General features: G+C 69.8%; 15 protein-coding genes and 1 riboswitch. Of the genes, 5 read left to right on the top strand and 10 right to left on the bottom strand.

Annotated elements, in window-relative coordinates:
* Window positions 1-29 precede the first annotated feature (29 nt).
* The 4 genes from ACQP0P_RS29245 to ACQP0P_RS29230 all read right to left on the bottom strand — a co-directional run bounded on the left by ACQP0P_RS29245 (window position 30) and on the right by ACQP0P_RS29230 (window position 4,759).
* Window positions 30-1,454 (bottom strand): GH1 family beta-glucosidase, encoded by a 1,425-nt coding sequence (locus ACQP0P_RS29245; RefSeq protein WP_433360343.1) that lies wholly within the window; start codon window positions 1,452-1,454, stop codon window positions 30-32.
* Window positions 1,451-2,350 (bottom strand): carbohydrate ABC transporter permease, encoded by a 900-nt coding sequence (locus tag ACQP0P_RS29240; RefSeq protein ID WP_433360340.1) that lies wholly within the window; start codon window positions 2,348-2,350, stop codon window positions 1,451-1,453. The genes ACQP0P_RS29245 and ACQP0P_RS29240 overlap by 4 nt, the downstream gene beginning before the upstream one ends.
* The gene (locus tag ACQP0P_RS29235) at window positions 2,347-3,324 is read right to left on the bottom strand and encodes a carbohydrate ABC transporter permease (protein ID WP_433360337.1); all 978 of its coding nucleotides are present in this window, start codon (window positions 3,322-3,324) and stop codon (window positions 2,347-2,349) included. The genes ACQP0P_RS29240 and ACQP0P_RS29235 overlap by 4 nt, the downstream gene beginning before the upstream one ends.
* A gap of 82 nt (window positions 3,325-3,406) precedes the next feature.
* Window positions 3,407-4,759 (bottom strand): ABC transporter substrate-binding protein, encoded by a 1,353-nt coding sequence (locus ACQP0P_RS29230; protein ID WP_433360334.1) that lies wholly within the window; start codon window positions 4,757-4,759, stop codon window positions 3,407-3,409.
* Between the two features lie 484 nt (window positions 4,760-5,243).
* Between ACQP0P_RS29230 and ACQP0P_RS29225 the strand changes: the two genes are divergently transcribed.
* Window positions 5,244-5,822, top strand: coding sequence for a hypothetical protein (locus ACQP0P_RS29225; protein WP_433360331.1), 579 nt, complete (start codon window positions 5,244-5,246; stop codon window positions 5,820-5,822).
* Here the strand turns inward: ACQP0P_RS29225 and ACQP0P_RS29220 are convergent.
* Together ACQP0P_RS29220 and ACQP0P_RS29215 are read right to left on the bottom strand one after the other, a co-directional pair.
* Window positions 5,782-7,107, bottom strand: coding sequence for a sensor histidine kinase (locus ACQP0P_RS29220; RefSeq protein WP_433360328.1), 1,326 nt, complete (start codon window positions 7,105-7,107; stop codon window positions 5,782-5,784). The genes ACQP0P_RS29225 and ACQP0P_RS29220 overlap by 41 nt on opposite strands.
* Window positions 7,104-7,772, bottom strand: coding sequence for a response regulator transcription factor (locus ACQP0P_RS29215; protein WP_433360325.1), 669 nt, complete (start codon window positions 7,770-7,772; stop codon window positions 7,104-7,106). The genes ACQP0P_RS29220 and ACQP0P_RS29215 overlap by 4 nt, the downstream gene beginning before the upstream one ends.
* A 321-nt stretch (window positions 7,773-8,093) precedes the next feature.
* Between ACQP0P_RS29215 and ACQP0P_RS29210 the strand changes: the two genes are divergently transcribed.
* Both ACQP0P_RS29210 and ACQP0P_RS29205 read left to right on the top strand, forming a co-directional pair.
* Window positions 8,094-9,236 (top strand): branched-chain amino acid ABC transporter substrate-binding protein, encoded by a 1,143-nt coding sequence (locus ACQP0P_RS29210; protein WP_433360322.1) that lies wholly within the window; start codon window positions 8,094-8,096, stop codon window positions 9,234-9,236.
* Between the two features lie 21 nt (window positions 9,237-9,257).
* Window positions 9,258-10,016 (top strand): hypothetical protein, encoded by a 759-nt coding sequence (locus ACQP0P_RS29205; protein WP_433360319.1) that lies wholly within the window; start codon window positions 9,258-9,260, stop codon window positions 10,014-10,016.
* A gap of 321 nt (window positions 10,017-10,337) precedes the next feature.
* Here ACQP0P_RS29205 and ACQP0P_RS29200 read toward each other — a convergent pair whose 3' ends face one another.
* Both ACQP0P_RS29200 and ACQP0P_RS29195 read right to left on the bottom strand, forming a co-directional pair.
* A complete protein-coding gene (locus tag ACQP0P_RS29200) occupies window positions 10,338-11,009 on the bottom strand; it encodes a CHAP domain-containing protein (protein WP_433360316.1) in 672 nt (223 codons plus the stop codon).
* Between the two features lie 18 nt (window positions 11,010-11,027).
* A riboswitch (cyclic di-AMP (ydaO/yuaA leader) is annotated at window positions 11,028-11,166 on the bottom strand.
* Between the two features lie 491 nt (window positions 11,167-11,657).
* Entirely contained in the window at window positions 11,658-12,209 is a 552-nt protein-coding gene (locus ACQP0P_RS29195) for a TetR/AcrR family transcriptional regulator (protein WP_433360313.1), read from the bottom strand.
* A 119-nt stretch (window positions 12,210-12,328) separates the two neighbouring features.
* On the opposite strand from ACQP0P_RS29195, the gene ACQP0P_RS29190 reads away from it, so the two are divergent.
* Window positions 12,329-13,297 carry a hypothetical protein gene (locus ACQP0P_RS29190; protein WP_433360310.1) on the top strand — a complete coding sequence of 323 codons (969 nt, stop codon included), beginning with the start codon at window positions 12,329-12,331 and terminating at the stop codon, window positions 13,295-13,297.
* A 137-nt stretch (window positions 13,298-13,434) separates the two neighbouring features.
* Window positions 13,435-14,619, top strand: a complete 1,185-nt coding sequence (locus ACQP0P_RS29185; RefSeq protein WP_433360307.1) for a DUF6716 putative glycosyltransferase — start codon at window positions 13,435-13,437, stop codon at window positions 14,617-14,619.
* 150 nt (window positions 14,620-14,769) lie between these two features.
* Here the strand turns inward: ACQP0P_RS29185 and ACQP0P_RS29180 are convergent, their stop codons facing one another.
* The gene (locus tag ACQP0P_RS29180) at window positions 14,770-16,080 is read right to left on the bottom strand and encodes an alpha-2,8-polysialyltransferase family protein (RefSeq protein ID WP_433360304.1); all 1,311 of its coding nucleotides are present in this window, start codon (window positions 16,078-16,080) and stop codon (window positions 14,770-14,772) included.
* Window positions 16,077-17,012: a glycosyltransferase family 2 protein gene (locus tag ACQP0P_RS29175; protein WP_433360301.1), complete on the bottom strand. Its 936-nt coding sequence runs from the start codon at window positions 17,010-17,012 to the stop codon at window positions 16,077-16,079. Before ACQP0P_RS29175 ends, ACQP0P_RS29180 begins: the two co-directional genes overlap by 4 nt.
* Window positions 17,013-17,096: the final 84 nt, after the last annotated feature.

The following is a 17,096-nucleotide window of genomic DNA, read 5'->3' as shown; positions in this document are numbered from 1 at the left end:
CAGCTCCCCCGTGGTGAATTCGCCGGCCCCTATTCTGTCGGACCGTTCAGGCCTCCGCGCCTGATCGTCCCGGCATACCAGAGAGCGCTCTCTTTGGGAACTCTAGTTTGCGTCTCATAGTCGACGTGCACCAGTCCGAACCGCTTTCCGTACCCCCACGCCCACTCGAAGTTGTCCATCAGGGACCAGGCGAAGTAGCCCTCCAGCGGGATCCCCGCCTCGATCGCGGTGTGGCAGGTACGCAGGTGGGCGTCGATGTAGTCCACCCGGTCGCGGTCGTGGACGACGCCGTCGGATCCCACGACGTCGTCGAAGGCCGCACCGTTCTCCGAGATGACCAGCGGGACGCGCGGGTACTCGGCGGCCAGCCGCTGCAGGATCTCCAGCAGCCCCGAGTCGTCGATCTCCCAGCCCATGGCCGTCACGGGACGCCCGCCCCCGACGAACGAGACGTGCTCGCTGCCGACCCAGGGTGACCCGGCGTCGGTGGGCGCCGCCGCGGCCGACGCCGCGCCGCCGGGGGTTCCGGAGACGGTGAAGCGGCTGTAGTAGTTGATCAGCAGCTTGTCCAGCGGCGTTGAGATGATCTCCATGTCCCCGTCCTGGACGAGCCCGGCCGGTCGGCCGAGGTCCTCCAGCACGTCGGCCGGGTACTCACCCTTGAGCAGGGCGTCCAGGAAGAAACGGTTCTGCAGCCCGTCGATGCGGCGGGCGGCGTCCTGGTCGGCCTCGGAGGCGGTCTGCGGCGTGATCGCGTACAGGTTGACGCAGCCGCCGATGACGCTCTCCGGGCGCTGGGCCCGCATCGCCTGCGCGGCCAGGCCGTGCGCGAGCAGCAGGTGGTGGGCGGCGTACACCGCCCTGTCGGGCTCGCGCCGCCCGGGGGCGTGCTCACCCGAGGCGTACCCGAGGAACGCCGAGCACCAGGGCTCGTTGACGGTGCTCCAGTTGCGGACCCGGTCGCCCAGCGCGTCGTGCACGGCCGCCGCGTAGTCGGCGAAGCGCTTCGACGTGTCCCGCGACGGCCAGCCGCCCGCGTCTTCCAGATGCTGGGGCAGGTCCCAGTGGTAGAGCGTCACCCAAGGGTCGATGCCCCGGGAGAGGAGTTCGTCGACCAGGCGGCTGTAGAAGTCGATGCCCTTGAGGTTGACGGGGCCGTGTCCCTCGGGCTGGATCCGGGGCCAGGAGATGGAGAACCGGTACGCGCCGAGGCCGAGTTCGGCCATCAGCCGCACGTCGTCCCGGTAGCGGTTGTAGTGGTCGATGGCGACGTCGGCGTGCTCGCCGTTCACCACCCGGCCCGGCTGCTTGACAAAGGTGTCCCAGATGGAGACGCCGCGGCCGTCCTCCGAGACGGCGCCTTCGATCTGGTAGGCGGAGGTGGCCGCGCCCCAGACGAAACCTGTCGGGAACACCAGATCCGGGGTCTGAATCTGCGTCTCTTGCGTGGTCACGCTTTAACCGCACCTTCCATGAGTCCGCCGACGATCTGACGGCCGAACGCGATGAAAACGATGAACAGGGGGAGGACCGATGCCGCGGTGCCGGTGAACAGCATCACGTAGTCGGTGCCGTGGGCCTGGTTGAGCGCGGCGATCGACGTCTGGACTACCGGGTTGTCCGGGTTCAGCACGATCAACGGCCACATGAACTCGTTCCAGGTCTGCATGAAGACCAGCAGCGCCAGCACTGCCATTCCCGGCCGTAGCGCCGGCAGGATGACGTTCGCGTAGATGCGCATGGTGGAGGCGCCGTCGACGCGGGCCGCCTCCACCAGTTCGTCCGGCACCGCCTGGGTGGCGTACTGGGTCATCATGAAGACCCCGAAGCCGTTGACCAGGAAGGGCAGGATCACCGCCTTCAGCTGGCCGGTCCAGCCGAGCGTGACCATGAGCTCGTACAGCGGCACGATGCCCATCTGCTGGAGCGGGACCATCATCGTCACCAGGATCAGGCCCAGCAGGATCTTGCCGCCCCGGAAGCGCAGTTTGGCGAAGGCGAAGCCGGCCAGGGTGGAGATGAGCACCACGGAGAGGGTCACGGTGACCGAGACGATGGCCGAGTTGACCAGGCCGGTCATGAAGTAGGCGTCCTCGGTGGACAGGAGCCGCGAGATGTTCTCGCCGAGGTGGCCGCCGGGGAGCAGCGGCGGCGGTACGTCGATGGCCTCCTCGTTGGTCCGGGTGGCCATGATGAACATGTAGTAGATGGGGAACGCCGACAGCACGAGCGCGAAGGCCAGGACGACCTTCGTCAGCGGGCCGGCGTCCCAGATGCGGTTGCGCGCGGGCGACGGGCCGGAAGGCCGTCGTGAATGCGCCGGGGGCCGTCGGGACTGGATGGCCGTCACTTGGAACCCCCGATACGGCGGGTGAAGGAGTAATTGATGAGCGTCCCGAGGAGGATCAGTGCGAACAGCAACCACGCGGCGGCCGAGGCGTAGCCGAAGTCGAAGTCGCGGAACGCCTCCTTGACGATGAACATGGCCACGGTCTGGTACTGGCCGGTGGCGCCGCCGGCCATCGTCGGGTTGCCTTCGAACATGACCGGCTCGGTGAACAGGGTCAGGCCGCCGATGGTGGAGATGAACACCACGAAGACGATCGTCGGGCGCAGCATCGGGACGGTGATCTGCCAGAACTGCCGCCTGGCCGTGGCACCGTCGATGGCGGCGGCCTCGTAGAGGTCCTTGGGGATGGTCTGCATGGCGGCCAGCAGGATGATCGCGTTATAGCCGGTCCAGCGCCAGTCGATCATGGTGGAGATCGCGATCCACGCGGACCACTTCTCGTTCTGCCAGTTGATCGCGTCGGCTCCGAAGAGGCCCAGGAACCAGTTGATCATGCCGTAGTCACGCCCGTACAGCTGGGTGAAGACGACGGCGACGGCGACGACGGAGGTGATCAGCGGCAGCAGCACGCCGAGGCGGAAGAAGAGCCGTCCCCGGATGCGCTTGTTGAGCGCGTTGGCCAGCACGAGGGCGAGGACGAGCTGCGGGATCGTCGACATGACGAACATGCCGAGAGTGTTGATCACCGCGTTCCAGAAAGCCTCGTCGACGATCAGCTCGATGTAGTTCTCGAGGCCGACGAAGGACTTGTCACCGGCGAGCTCCCAGTCGTGCAGCGAGACCCAGAGGGTGTAGCCGAGCGGGAAGATGCCGAAGATCGCGAAGAGCAGGAAGTACGGGGAGACGAGGAAGTAGGGGGTCGCCCGGAGGTCGAACCGGGCCCATCCACCGCCTCGCCGCGGTCCGCGTGCCCCCGCCGACCGGCGGGGGCCGGGCTGTGGAGGGGCGGCCGGGGAGTCGACGTGCAGTGTCATCAACGGAGCCTTTCAGCGTGGGCAGGCGACCGGCCCGGCAGCGGGATCACCGCCGCCGGGCCGGTGCGGGTCGGTACGGGGATCAGCCCGCTGCCTTGACGCCGGCCTCGATGAACTTGGTCCAGGCCTGGTCGTAGGGGACCGAACCCTGGTCCATGCCCTCGAGGACCTTCTCCACCGCGGTCTTGACCTGGGCGTGCTTCTCGCCGAGGAAGACGGGAAGCAGGTCCTTGACCGACGCGCCGAAGATCTGGCCGGTCGGCGCGTCGTTGAAGAACGGGTTCTTCAGGTCGGCGACCGCCGGGTCCTGCTGCGCCGGGATGGAGCTCGGGAAGGCCGCGGCCTCCTGGAAGGCCATGACGTGGCCCTCCTTGCCGGTGAGGTAGTTCAGGACCTCGGCGGCCTCCTTGGGGTGCTTGCTCTGCTTGGGAACCGCGAGGTAGGAACCGCCCCAGTTGCCCGCGCCGCCGGGCACGGACGCGACGTCCCACTTGCCCTTGTTGCCGTCACCGGCCGCGCCGGAGACCACACCGAGCATCCAGGCCGGGCAGCCCATGGTCGCGAAGCCGCCCTTCTTGATGGCGGCGTTCCACGGCGGGGTGAAGGAGGCGAGCTTGGCGGTCAGGCCCGCCTCGCTGAAGTCCTTGACCGTGTCGAAGGAGGTCTTGATGGCGGGGTTGCTCTCGACGACGAGCTGGTTGCTCTTGTCGAAGTAGGCGACGTTGCCGTTCTTCGGCGCCTCCTGCGACAGGATCACGTTGTAGAGCGTGTTCGGGCCGTCGAGGAACTTGGGGTCGCCCTTGCCGGGGTTGGCGGCCTTGAACTTCTCGCCGATCGCCTTGAAGGCGCTCCAGTCCGGCCAGAGCTTGCCGACCTCGTCGCGCTCGGTGGGCAGGCCCGCTTTCTCGAACAGGTCCTTGCGGTAGCACATGGTCATGCCGCCGATGTCGGTGCCGAGAGCGAAGAGCTTGTTGTCGGCGTTGATGCCGTTGTCCCACTTGGCCGCGGGGAAGTCGGCCTTGCGGCTCTCCAGCCCGTACTCGGCCAGGTCGGTGAAGAACTGCGGGCGGGCCTTCATGAGGCCCATCGCGCCCTCGTCCAGGGCGATGATGTCGGCCGCGCCGCTGCCGGCCTGCAGGCGCTGGAGCAGCTGCGGGAGGTAGACGTCCTCGAACCGGTCGGTCAGGTTCTGGTACTTGACCTGGATGTTCGGGTGTGCCGCGTTCCAGGTCTCCACGGCCTTGTCGTAGCCGAAGTTCTCGCCACCGCCGAAGGTGTGCACGGTGATGGTCACCGGCTCGGCCGCGGCGGAGGCACTGCCGTCGCCCGCGGCGGGTTTGGCGGGCTCGCTGGAGCCGCACGAGGTGATGGCCAGGGCGGTGGCCGCCATGACCGCTACGGCGGCGAGCTTGCCGTGCCGCTTGTTGTTCAACATTTCCGGACCCCTCTCAGGTGGTCGCCCGAATCATTGGGAGGTGACACCGGGGCCGGTCCCCGACAAACACGGCCTCGCGGTGCGGTAGTTCCTCAATGTGCTTTGGGAGCGCTCCCACGAAGAGTGGACGATGGGCAACCAGGACGTCAATATGCCGAAACTCAACCGTTACATCCGACTGCTTTGGGTGGGACTATCGGCATGAAGTAGGTATATATGTCTCATTAGGGCGATTGGGAGCGCTCCCATCTCACGGACATACAGTCGGGGCATTTCGTGTCCGTGCGGAGGCTCGCCGGGGGCCGCGGACAGCCCGCCGATCTCCGGTCGAGGGCCTCCGCCCCCGGTCCGGTGAAACCCGTTGGGCTTATCCGATATGTTTAAATATGCCTGAGATGCCACACTCGATGCGTGCCGAACGCTCGCGATCGGGAGACCTGGTGGCGGGGAGGCAGCCGGCGGGCTGTCCGGGCAAACTGTGCCCATGAGTCGACGTTCACGGCGGGCGGCGCTCCTGGCGGGATCCGTCGCCGTCCTGATGGTGGCGGGCTGCACCGCTGACGGCGGAGCGCTCCGACCCGACACGGAGCTGACCAGGGTGTCGAACCCCAGCGCCACGCCCGGCCTTGGCCTGTTCGCTGTCAACTCGCAGCGGCTCGGCGGCCTCATCGTCATCGACGTCCAGGGATACGTCCTCTACCGCAGTGACGCCGACGACGCGAGCCCGTCACGTTCGGCCTGCGTCGGCGAGTGCGCCGAGATCTGGCGCCCGATGCCGGTCAGCGACATCGGGAGGCTGCGGATCGTCGGCATAGACCGGGGAAAGATCGGCAGGGTCGTCAGGCCCGATCGCACCGAGCAGCTCACCCTCTCGGGGTGGCCGCTGTACGGCTACAGCGGTGATCGCATGCCCGGTGACACCAGCGGGCACGGCCGAAACGGCTGGTTCGCCATCTCGCCCGCCGGAGCCAGAGCAGGCCTCCGCTCCCTGACGCCGCCCCGTCACGGCACCGCGGCGAGCGTCATCGCCTGGCGGGTGGCGGATCGTCGGGCAGGATCATGATCGCGGCAGTGCCCCCTCCGGGCGCCGGATGAAGCCGCAGCGCCCCACCGTGCAGCTCCGCCACCCATTGCGCGATGGTCAGCCCCAGACCGGTGCCGTCCGCCGCGTCGCTCCGGAAACGCTGCGCGGGGCGACCGTCCAGACCCGGACCGGCATCCTTGATCATAACCATGCCGGTGGTGACGACGAGGGTGATCGTCGCGGGTTCGGCACCGGTCCGGCCATGCCGAACGGCGTTGTGGACCAGATTGCGGATGGCGATGCGGACCAGGGTCGGGTCACCGCTCGCCACCGTGGGCGAGACCGACACCGCCGCCGTGTGCGGCGGCTGCACGGTCTCGGTCACCACCTCTTCGGCCAGCTGGTCGAGGCGGAACGGCTGCCGCTGGAGCTCCCGCAGCCCGGCGACGAGACGCGCCCGCATGAGCAGCGCCTCAACCGAGTCGGCGAGCCGTTCAGCAGAGCGCAAAACCTGCCGCAACGCCTGAGACTGCTGGCCGGGATCTTTGATCGCGGCCTCCGACAGGGCCCGAATGACCGTCAGAGGGGTGCGCAGCTCATGCGCCGCGTCGGCGACGAACCGCTCCTGCTGGCCCAGCGCCTCGACAGCCGGGCGAGTGCCCCGCCGGGCCAGCAGATGCCCGCCGAAGCCGGCCAGGAGTGTGAACACCGCTCCCCCGGCGAACAGGATCCACCCCAGCCGCCGATGGGCTCGCTGGACGGGCTCAAGATCGACCGCGACCACGACGGTGCCCGACACCGCTCCGGTGACGGCGTGCGAGAACGGGACCGCGAGCAACCGTGAACGACGCCCCGCGCCGGTGACGGTCGCGGCGAGCTCGCCGCGGCCCTGCCAGACGGGCCGGGCGAGGCCGCGCAGAACCTCTGGCGTGATCACCGGCAGACTCGACGGGTATGCGAAGACGAGGCGAACGTCGGTGCGGGTACCTTCGTACACGTATACCGCGGTCGGCCCCTTCGATGCCGGATCGGCGAAGAGGCGGTCCAGCCGCAGCGCGCCGGACTCGTAGTACAGCAGGGCTTTCGTGGTCCGGGCGGTGCGCTCCAGCTCCGCTGAGACGAGACCGTCGCGCTGCTGCTGGTCGACGACCATCGCGACGGTTCCCATGCCGGCCAGACCCACCATATTGAGAGCCGTCAGCAGCAGGGCCAGGCGGACCCGAAGCCCGTTGAGACGCCCGGTCGTCTGCAGGTGGGCCGGCTGCTGCGTCCCCTTCTGGCCCCTGCCGCCGGGACGGGGGCCGCGAAGACGTAGCGGGTTCACAGCCGCGCGGGCCCGGCCCGGTAGCCGGTACCCCGCATCGTGAAGATCACGGCAGGCTCACCGAGCTTGCGTCTCAGCTGGTTGACGACGACATCCACCACATTGGACGCCGGGTCGGCCCGCTCGTCCCAGCAATGCTCGATGAGCTCGGTACGGGTGACGACAGCCGGTTGGTGGGTCATCAGGGTCTCAAGGACCGCGAACTCCTTGGGGGTGAGGGTCTGCAGCACCCCGGCGCGGCGAACCTCCCGGCGGGCCACATCGAGTGTGACGTCGCCGACGCGCAGGATCGGCGGGACCATCGTGGTGCGGCGCCGGCACAGGACGCGCACCCGCAAGACCAGTTCATCGGTGGAGAACGGCTTGGTCAGGTAGTCGTCGGCGCCGGCCTCCAGGCCCGCCACCCGGTCGCTGATGTCGTCGAGTGCGGTCAGCATGATCGCTGGTATGGCTATGCCGGCTTGACGGCGCCGGTGGAGCTCGTCGGCCGAGTCGCCTTCCGGGAGCATCCGGTCGAGGATCAGGCAGTCGTAGTCGTTGACGCTCATGCTGAGGTCGGCCTGGCTCCAGTTGGCCGCCTCGTCGACGGCGAAACCGGCCGAACGCAGCCCGGAGACGACGACACCGCGCACGTCGGGATCATCCTCGACGACGATGACACGCATGGGACGAGAGTAGCGACCCGTCGGGGGAGTTCAACCAGCCGCGTGCGGTGCGGGCCGGAGGCATCGGGTGTTCACCCACCCGATCACCGTGTGTGATCACAGGGCGTCACGGAACTCGCATGAAGGCTCCTGATGAACCCCCCCTCCGGCGATCGGATCCGTTCCCGTTTCCGCTGCCCATCTCACCCTTCACCGGATCTTCATCGAATCCTCATGATCGTCATTGCAGAATTCATGGTGGGTGCCCGCGGCGCGGAACGCCCCCGTACGCCGTGGTCCCCGCCAGGCGGCGGCTGGACGGCCGGTACCTGGAGGTGATCGATGCGCAGTGCCCGCCGGTTGACCACCTTCGCCGCCGCGGTGCTGCTGGCAGCCGCGGCGGGGTGCGCCGGCACCGAGGGAGGCCTCCCGGATCCGGGACGCTGCGGCCTGCGTGTCGCCTTCTTCGGGCCACTCACCGGCGAGTCCATGAACCTCGGGCGCAACATACGCGAAGGCGCGCTGCTCGCCGTCGAACAGCACAACGCCCGAAATCCGGCCTGCCCCGTCGGGCTCGTCGACTTCGACACCCAGGGTGATTCGAAGCAGGCGCCCGAACTCGCTCAGCAGGTCGTCGCCGACCCCGCGATCATCGGTGTCGTCGGGCCTGCGTTCTCCGGCGAGTCGCAGGTCGCCAACCCGATCCTGAACCAGGGCGGGGTCAGCACCATCACCCCGGCGGCCACCGACCCCGGCCTCAGCCGCTGGGGGCGATCGACGTTCCATCGCATCCTGGGCAGCGACGCCGCGCAGGGACCGGCGGTCGGCCGGTACATCAAGGAGAGGCTGCTCGCGCGGAAGGTTTTCGTCATCGACGACATGAGCCCCTACGGGCGCGGCCTCAGCGAGCTGGTCATGAAGGAACTCGGCCCGCTGGTGGTGCAGAGCGCCTCGGTCCAGCCGAATCTGGTCGACTTCCGCGGCGCGGTCTCCGAGGTCGAATCGGCCGCCCCCGACGTGCTCTTCTTCGGCGGTTACTACACCCAGGCCGGCCGGCTCCTGCGCGAGCTGCGCGACGCGGGCGTGAGCGCCGCCTTCGTCTCGGGCGACGCGGTCAAGGACGACGGGTTCGTCCGCACGGCGGGGGCCAAGGCCGCCGAGGGCGCGGTTCTTACCTGCCCGTGCCGCCCGCCGGAGGAAGATCCCGGGTTCGCCCGGCGCTACCGGATCCGTTTCGACCGCGACCCGGGCACCAACAGCGCGGAGGCCTACGACGCCGCCACCGTCTTCCTCCGGGGCATCGACGCCGGCCGGACGCGACGCTCTGAGATGGAGGAGTTCGTCGACGGATACTCCGGCGCCGGTATCACTACGAAGATCCGATTCAACGGTGACGGCGAGCTTGCCAGATCCTCGGTCACGGTGTGGGCCTATCGCGTCCGCGACGGCCGGATCGTTGCCGACGGGCCGATCCCCGGAAACTGACCGCACAGGAGATCAGAAATCATGACGAGCACTCCGATCGCCGACCGTATCTCCCGCCCGACCGCGTCGCCGCCCCTCACGAGGTCACCGTCCGCCGGATGCCTCGACCACGCGAGCGGCACCATTCACCGCGCCCTCGCGGAGGCTCCGATCGGCGAGTACGGCATGCTGGAGGCGGCGCTCGCCTGGCAACATCTGCGCCCCACCGGAACCGGGAACACAGGCGAGGGGACACACGCCACGGCGTCGCGCCATCTTCCCATCGTGGAGACGCGCAGCGAGGCGGTGGCGGCCCGGATGGCCCGGTTGCTGTCAGGGCTGGCCTGGGCCATCGTCACCCAGGCCGACGCCGGCGACACCGGCTTCAAGGGGTCGCCGGCCGTGCGCGTCGAGGTGCCCAGAACGCTACACCGCAGGGTCCTGCGGGCGTTGACCAACGCGTGGCGCGACGCCCGGCGGCAATTCGATCCGCGCGTCCCGGGCACTGCCGCCCACGCCGACGCGGCCGTCGCCTTGTGGCGCATGGGCATTCTTGTCGCCGGGTTCGGTCCCAGCCATAACATGATCTACCTGAACACCGGCACGTTCATGATGGCCGAGATGATGGCAGCCGCCGCCAGGCGTCTCGGCCTCACTCCGATCGTGGACAATGTCCACGGCGTCCCGGCGGTAACCCTCTACCATCCGGGTGAGGTGCAGCGGCTGCTCGCGGAAGCGGGAGCGGGAGGCGCGGCGACCGTGTGGGTGCGCGGCGGCCGTCCTGCCGGTATCGCCAGGTAGCGGCCGTACAGGGCGAGGGCTTTCGACGGTGCGGGGTGTTCGGGTGGGGGGCGGGAGCGAGCGCGAGCCCGGCATCGATCGCCTGGCGAGGCGTACGCGGTCTGCTGGGCCGTCCGTCCACGTGGACGGAACCGCTCTCGCGGCGTCGTGTGCCGTACAGGCATCGTCGTCAAGAAGGAGTTCGTAAAGGCGGCCGGGGGAACGCGTCAGGGGCGCCGCTCGTGTTCGAGCGGCGCCCCTGGGGGCGTGCGGACCGGCCCGCGTTCGCCGGCGGGGTGCCGGGTACCCACACCACGGGGGATGGCGCGGACGACGGGTGGATCAGCCGGCGTAGACCGGGTAGCCGTAGCCCACGACCTGCGAGGTGGGCCGGATGCGCTGCTCGACGTTGCCGTTGCCGGTGTTGCCCTCGATCGTGGTGATCGTGCCGTCTCCGTTGTCCTTCTTCACGAAGCCGACGTGGTCGATGCCGCTGAGGTTCTTGCCGCCGGCCCAGTCGAAGTAGACGACGGCGCCGGGAGTGGGGGTGGTACCCCAGTGCTGGTTGTCCTTGAACCACTTGGCGTGGGTGACGGTGTAGGCGTCCCAGCCCATCGTGGGCCGGATGCCGGCCATCTCGCCGACCCAGGAGACGAACATCGCGCACCAGGGGGCGTTGGCGTAGCCCTGGATGCTGCCGCCGTCACGGGCGACGGTCTCCTGGGCGCGCGGGGAGGACATGTACCACGAGTGGAACTTGGTCCCTCCGCCCTGGGAGTTCTCACGGACGCCGATCTGCTTTGAGGCGAGGTCCAGGACCTGTGCGGCGGAGACCTTGGGCAGTCTCTCGGCCGCGACCTCGAGCGGGGTACTCGCGGGCCTGTTCTGGGCGGTGTGGCTGTCGGCCAGGGCCGCGGAGCCCACGGAGCCGGTCGCCAGGACGACACAGGCGCCCAGGAGGGCGCTCGCCACGCGGGGGGCGCTGAGGGTGGGGATGAGGCGGTGCTTGGTCATACCGGGGTTCGACTCCTTGCTTCGCTTCCATGCCGCCTACCGGGTTAGCTGACGGGTTCGGGCTGGGAAGTGCCCTACGGCGCGAGAACGCGCTGATTCACCCCAGGAACGTGGTTCCCCGGTTCCGCAGACTTCGCGGATTCGGCGGCCGTGCTCACCGCGGGCGGAGGGTTCCGCCCAGGTGGAACACGGTCGGGCAATGTGACGGCAATGCTTAGATCTATACAGACCCGGGCATTTGCCTCGAATGGGACGAACGTACGCCACTCGGGCAGACGATTACAAGTAGGGCACATTGCCTTGACTTGGTGATACGTCCAAATCGCGGGGGTAGGACGGGGGGTCGCTTGGCCTGGGAAGGAGGTGGGGCGCACCCGTCCTCCGGCCGGTCGCGGCGGGCGGGGGCGCGGCCTCGTCGCGGGCGGGATCCCCTGTCTCTTCGGCGATCCGGCTGTGCGGTACCCGCCGGTCGATCGCCTGACCCGGGATGGTATGGCATGATCGTGAGGCTCGCCGGAAGGGTGTCGGACCCCAGCTTTTGAGGGACAAATATTCGATAGTAAAAAGTGTGGAGCGGGTGCGTCCCGCCCTCCGGAAAACCCGAACGAGGTTCGGTGCCCCAGAGGTCCGCCGGGGGCAGGGTGGGCCTCAGCTCTCCTGGCCGGACCAGGAGCGGAACAGCGGGAGCAGGAACCGGTCGACCGTGTCCTCGACGAACTCCCGGTCCAGTGGCTTACCGGTGAAGAGCAGCCGGTACCACACCAGTGCCTCGGTGGCCTTCCTGAGCTCCGCGGGGTCCACCGGCCCTGGCAGCTCGCCGCGCTCCCTGGCGCGTTCCAGCAGCGGGACGGTGCCGGTGATGTCGGGGCGGGGCACGTTGTCGCGCAGGGCGGAGGCCAGCTCGGGGGAGGTGAGGAACGCCGGAAGCAGGCCGAAGATCATCGCCTGTTTCCGTTCCAGGATCCGGCAGAACCCGTCCACGACCCCGATCAGGTCCCCGCGCATCGACCCGGTGTCGGGCGGCGGCACGACGTCGATCTCAAGGTGGTTGCAGATCAGATCCACGACCAGCGCCTCCTTGCCCGCCCAGCGACGGTAGATCGTGGCCTTGCTCGCGCTGGCCCGCCTGGCGATCTGATCGATGCGGTTCCGTACACTACGGTAAAGATCGAGCGCAAGCACGCGTGGGCGGCTGTTCATCCGTGGTTCCCCGGCGCTTAAGGCCACCGGGTTAGCTTGGGTCAGTCGTGAACGGGTCATCACCCGGCGTGGAGGACGGTCGAGACCACGCGCGGGATCAGGGTTCGGCCATCGCCTGGGTGGAATCCCCGCTGCAGATGCTCTGCGCCGTGGAGGCCCACCACGCGGGGCTGCTCGGTGCCCGCAGCCACCTCGTGCCCAGGGCGAGGCTCCGCCCCCTGGCCGCCACAGGGCGCGAGCTCGGGCGCCTCACCCTGCCGCCGGGCCTGGAGCTCACCGCCGCGCGGCCGGACATGCCCAGGCCGCGCCGGGGCGTGACCTGGGCGGTGGGCGACGCCTTCTCCGGCAAGGTCCAGTTCCGCTGGCTCACCGGGCGCCCCGGCCGTATCGTGATCGTCGACGACGGGCTGGCCACCATCAGGCTCCTGGAACTGCTCGTCGGCCACGCGGGTACGCCCCTGCTGAGGGCCCGCGGGAAGGCGGGACGGCTCAGAACCGCCCTCGGCGCGGCGGCCGGACTCAGGTTGCGCGCCGCAGCCCGCTCGGGGCGGCTGTCGATCTTCACAGCGCTGCCCGTTCCCGCGGACCTGGCGAAGGCCGTACGGGCGAGAGGGGCCGAGCTGGTCACCCACGACTTCGCCTGGCTGCGGTCGCAGCCGCTGCGCGTGCCCCGTCCCAAGGAGCTCACGGTCGTCCTCGGCACCTCGCTGGTCCGCAACGGCCTGATCCACCGTGACCACTACCTCGGCTGGCTGGCCGCTCTCGGCTCGGCCGGGCCGGTGGCCTACTTCCCGCACCGCAGGGAGGACCCCCACGATCTCGCCAGAGTCGGGGAGCAGCCCGGGATCACCGTCTACGGCGGCGGGATCCCCGCCGAGATGACCCTGCGCGGGCTGGCCGCCGGGCAGCGGGTACTGAGCCTGCCGTCCACCGCGGTCACCTCCCTGCGGGTCCTGCTTTCGGCCAGGGGTGTCCCGGTCGAGACGGTGGACGTCCCGGACGAGTGGTGGACGGTGGAGGCGGCCCCCTCGCTCCGCTCCCACCTGTCGATGTTCGCCCATCACGACACGGGAGCCACCGGGGCATGACCTCGTGAACTCGTGACCCCGCGGCCGGAGGCCGGTGGCGTGCCGCCCCGGGATGCGAGCCGCGCCGGGTCTGCCCATGTGAAATCGGATATGAAGCGGGGGATCCCCGTTGGAGGTTCTCGTTGAAGGTCCTGGCCGTGGCCGACTCTGACTCCTACCTGAAGTGGGCGGCCTGCCTGCTGCGGGACCTGCCCTCGGGATGCACGAGGGAGCTGGCGGTCATCCGCACCCCCATCACCCCGTCCCCGGCGCAGATCAGTGCCGCGGTCGCGGGTTCGGCGGCGGATCCGCCCGTGCTCTCGGCCCGCGCGCTGCGCCGGGCCGCTGAGCGGCTCGGGCCCGACGTGGTACTCGCCGCCTGCACGGGGCCCGTGGTGGACGTGCTGGTCGGCGAGGTGCTGGCCGGGTTGCGGCCACGGCCGGTGTTCGTCTCGGGCCTGCCTGGCATCTCCGTCCCCGCCACCGAGAAGGCCTGGCTGTTTCGCAGCGGATGCGAGCTGTTCGTGCTGCACAGCGGGCGGGAGGTCGAGGAGTTCTCGGCGATGGGCCGCGAGCTGGGCGGGGGCGGCCAGGTGGGGCTGGCCCGGCTGCCGTTTCTGCGAGGTCAGCAGGAGATCGCCCGCATCGGGCCGCGGGACCGGGTGGTATTCGCCACCCAGGCCAAGGTGCCCAAGCGGAGACAGGAGCGTGAGAGCATCCTGCTCGCCCTGGCCGAACTGGCCGGGCGGCGGCCGGATCTGGACGTCGTCGTCAAGCTCCGTGCCCTGGACGGCGAGCGGCAGACCCACAACGAGCGCCACCACTACCAGCGCCTGTGGCAGTCGCTCGTGGAGGAGGGCAGGGTGCGCGCCGGGGCCGTGCGCTTCGCGGCGGGGCCCATGCACGAGCACCTGGCCCACGCGGCCGGGTTCGTCACCGTCAGTTCGACCGCCGCGCTGGAGGCGATCGCCCAGAAGGTGCCCCTGCTGGTGCTGTCGGACTTCGGGGTGGGTGCCGAGATGATCAACCTGGTCTTCGAGGGCAGCGGCCTGCTCGGCACCCTCGACGATCTTTCCGCGGGGCGCTTCCTGGACCCGGACGACGGCTGGTGCAGGGACAACTACTTCCATCCCGGTGACGAGAGCGACTGGGTCTCGCGGATGGTCTCCCTGGTCGGGCAGGCACGCTCGGGACGCCTCGTCCCCGCCAAGTCCCTGCTCGACGGCCCCGAGTACGCCGCCGCCCGCCGTCGCGCCCGGATGCGCGTGGAGGTCCCACCGAACGTGCTGCGCATCGGCTACCGCGCCAAGCGCCGGATGCGCCGCTACCTGAGTTGTCCGTAGTGCTCCGCCCCTCAGGCCGAAGAGCGCGTCGACGCAGGGCACCGGGCCGGCACTCGCGCCCCGCCTCCGGGCCGGAGGGGACGGCGCGGCACGGGGGCGCGGGGCGATCCGCCGGTTCCCGCCCGTGCCGTGCCGTTGTGGCCGTCCGGCTCAGGGAAAGGTTCTCGACAGGCGGCTGCGGAGCCTGCCCAGGGGGCTCCGCTCCCGGGCGGCGGCCGGGGCGCCGGCCGGGGCGGTGGCCGATGTGGTGGCCGGGGTGGTGATCAGGTCCAGGGCGGCGAGCCGCCGGTGCTTGAAGTAGCGGTCGGGGCCGCAGGCCTGGAGATAGGCCGCGGCCTGCTCGCGCAGCCCCGGATAGGCCTCGCTCCGCATGCAGTAGCCGACCGCGCCCACCAGGGCGGAGACGTCCACCGGCGGGGGCTCCCACAGCGAACCGTCCGTCGACAGGCGGGGCAGCAGGGCGTCGGTGATGGTCGCCGGGATCCGGTTGCTGTTCTCGTACGGGGAGAGCCGCTCCAGGATCAGCTTGCCGCCCACCGTCGCCACCGGGAGCCCGAAGTATCGCCCGGCGGTGATCAGAGCGGTGGAGAAGCAGCCGACCACGAGTTCGGGCCCGAGGGTGGCGAAGCACGACTCCGCCGGGACGGTCTCCGCCACCACGTCCAGCTCGACGCCCAGCCCGGCGGCCGTCTCGCGCAGCCGCTGGGCGTGCCGCCGCCCGGCGGCCGGGTGCGGTTTGAACAGCACGCGCGAAAACCCCCGGGCGACGAGGCCGCGCAGCATGTCGGCGTGGAGCTCCGCCTCCTCCTCGGAGGTGACGATGCCGAGGGCGGACAGGTACTGGCCGAGGATCATCGCCCGGCCTGAGGGCGGGTCGTCGGCCCGGTGGCCGACCACGTCGAGGAAGGCCCGGTCGGAGAGGGGTTCGGCGGGCACCCCGTACTCGGAGAGCAGCAGCGGCCGAAGACCGGGCACCAGGTCGAGATGGAGCAGGCGGGTGATCCGCCCGTAGATCTCCTGCGGCAGCGGGTCGCGGGTCGGGCCGTAGCTCATCAGGCCGTCGGAGTAGACCGAGATCGGGCAGTCCCTGACCAGTCCGGCCAGCGTCCTGGCAGGGGGGACCGCGACGGATTCCAGGACCAGCTCGGCGGGACCGGCTCCCAGGGACAGGTGCGAGCGGAGCAGGCGGCCCAGCATCGGCACCTCGACGACGCGTGCCTTCCAGTCCGATGGATGCAGCGGGGCCACGATCTCGTTCCACGAGTGGATCTCGTCGAAGCGCGGGCGCAGCGCGGCGAAGCCCGGGGTCTCGTCCAGAGCCGGGATGATCTCCGGGATGGCCGCGTTGTTGGAGACCAGCAGGATCCGGCGCCCCTGGCGGGGACCGAAACGGCCGTCGTCGATCGCCGCCGCCAGCGTCATCGCGCCGAACAGGGTCGAGGCGTAGAACAGCTGCGTCATCGGCGATCCAGGAGGTCGAGCAGGATCTGATCGCGTTCGGGATCCAGGGCGGTCCCGGCGAGCAGGTCGGCGGGAAACCGCCTCAGTGTCGTGGCACCGCGCTCCTCGAAGCGGGCTCGAAGCTCGGGGGAGAGGCGTTCGCCCAGCTCCAGGTGGTGGGCCAGCAACGCGCGGAAGGTACGCACCGCCTTGGGCATGAACTCCTCCTCCAGGTCGGCGAAGACCAGGTCGAAGGCGTCGAAGAAGTGCAGTTGCCTGGCGTCGCCGGTCTGCGTCAGCGAGCCCGCCACCATCCGCCGGTAGAACAGCCCGGCCAGTGACACCACCGCGAACGAACCCGCGTCGCGGTGCAGCCGCCAGATCCACGGCCTGTCCTCGGCGGTGTGCAGGTGCCCCGGGAAGGTCAGCAGGTCGCCGAGGTCCCGGCGGTAGATCCCCGCCCAGGCGTACGGGTAGTCCACCATGGTCCTGGCGTGATCGGGCAGGATGTGGTCGCGCGGCTTCAGCACCACCTCGCGGGTGGCGAGCGGCGCCCGGTGGATCGTCCGCTTGCGGCCCTCCGCCTGTACGTGGTCGACCCGGACGAAGTCGCAGTCCAGCCGCTCGATCGCGCCGACCAGGTCCCCGAGATACCCGGGCGCGAGCCAGTCGTCGCCGTCCATGAACGTCAGGTAGCGGCCGGAGGCGAGGGAGATCCCGAGGTTACGCGCGTCGGCCAGTCCGACCGGCGCGTCGTTGCGGACCACCACCAGACCGGGCAGGTCACGGCAGAAGTCCTCGACGATCTGCCCGGTCGCGTCCGCCGACCCGTCGTCCACCACGATGAACTCGAAGTCCCGCCGCGCGTTCCTGGCCAGCGACGCCAAGGCGTCCCCGACGTAGCTCTCCGCGTCCCGCACCGGAACCACCACCGACAACTTGATCAACTTCACCCTCCCGTCCCGAACTCAGACGACCCACCCAAGAACCCTCACATCGACCACCCTCACCTCCCCCCCCGACGGGACTACCCGCGA

The sequence above is a fragment of the Streptosporangium sp. CA-115845 genome (genome assembly GCF_050943795.1).
In the GTDB taxonomy this organism is placed as follows: Bacteria; Actinomycetota; Actinomycetes; order Streptosporangiales; family Streptosporangiaceae; genus Streptosporangium.
The sequence above is the reverse complement of the archived record's forward strand: the minus strand, read 5'-3'. Positions and strand labels throughout refer to the sequence as shown.

What these genes read in the sequence shown, in the direction of transcription:
- ACQP0P_RS29235 (WP_433360337.1), bottom strand. Translation starts at nt 3,324, where the DNA reads ATGACACTGCACGTCGACTCCCCGGCCGCCCCTCCACAGCCCGGCCCC.
- ACQP0P_RS29230 (WP_433360334.1), bottom strand. Translation starts at nt 4,759, where the DNA reads ATGTTGAACAACAAGCGGCACGGCAAGCTCGCCGCCGTAGCGGTCATG.
- ACQP0P_RS29225 (WP_433360331.1), top strand. Translation starts at nt 5,244, where the DNA reads ATGAGTCGACGTTCACGGCGGGCGGCGCTCCTGGCGGGATCCGTCGCC.
- ACQP0P_RS29215 (WP_433360325.1), bottom strand. Translation starts at nt 7,772, where the DNA reads ATGCGTGTCATCGTCGTCGAGGATGATCCCGACGTGCGCGGTGTCGTC.
- ACQP0P_RS29210 (WP_433360322.1), top strand. Translation starts at nt 8,094, where the DNA reads ATGCGCAGTGCCCGCCGGTTGACCACCTTCGCCGCCGCGGTGCTGCTG.
- ACQP0P_RS29205 (WP_433360319.1), top strand. Translation starts at nt 9,258, where the DNA reads ATGACGAGCACTCCGATCGCCGACCGTATCTCCCGCCCGACCGCGTCG.
- ACQP0P_RS29200 (WP_433360316.1), bottom strand. Translation starts at nt 11,009, where the DNA reads ATGACCAAGCACCGCCTCATCCCCACCCTCAGCGCCCCCCGCGTGGCG.
- ACQP0P_RS29195 (WP_433360313.1), bottom strand. Translation starts at nt 12,209, where the DNA reads ATGAACAGCCGCCCACGCGTGCTTGCGCTCGATCTTTACCGTAGTGTA.
- ACQP0P_RS29180 (WP_433360304.1), bottom strand. Translation starts at nt 16,080, where the DNA reads ATGACGCAGCTGTTCTACGCCTCGACCCTGTTCGGCGCGATGACGCTG.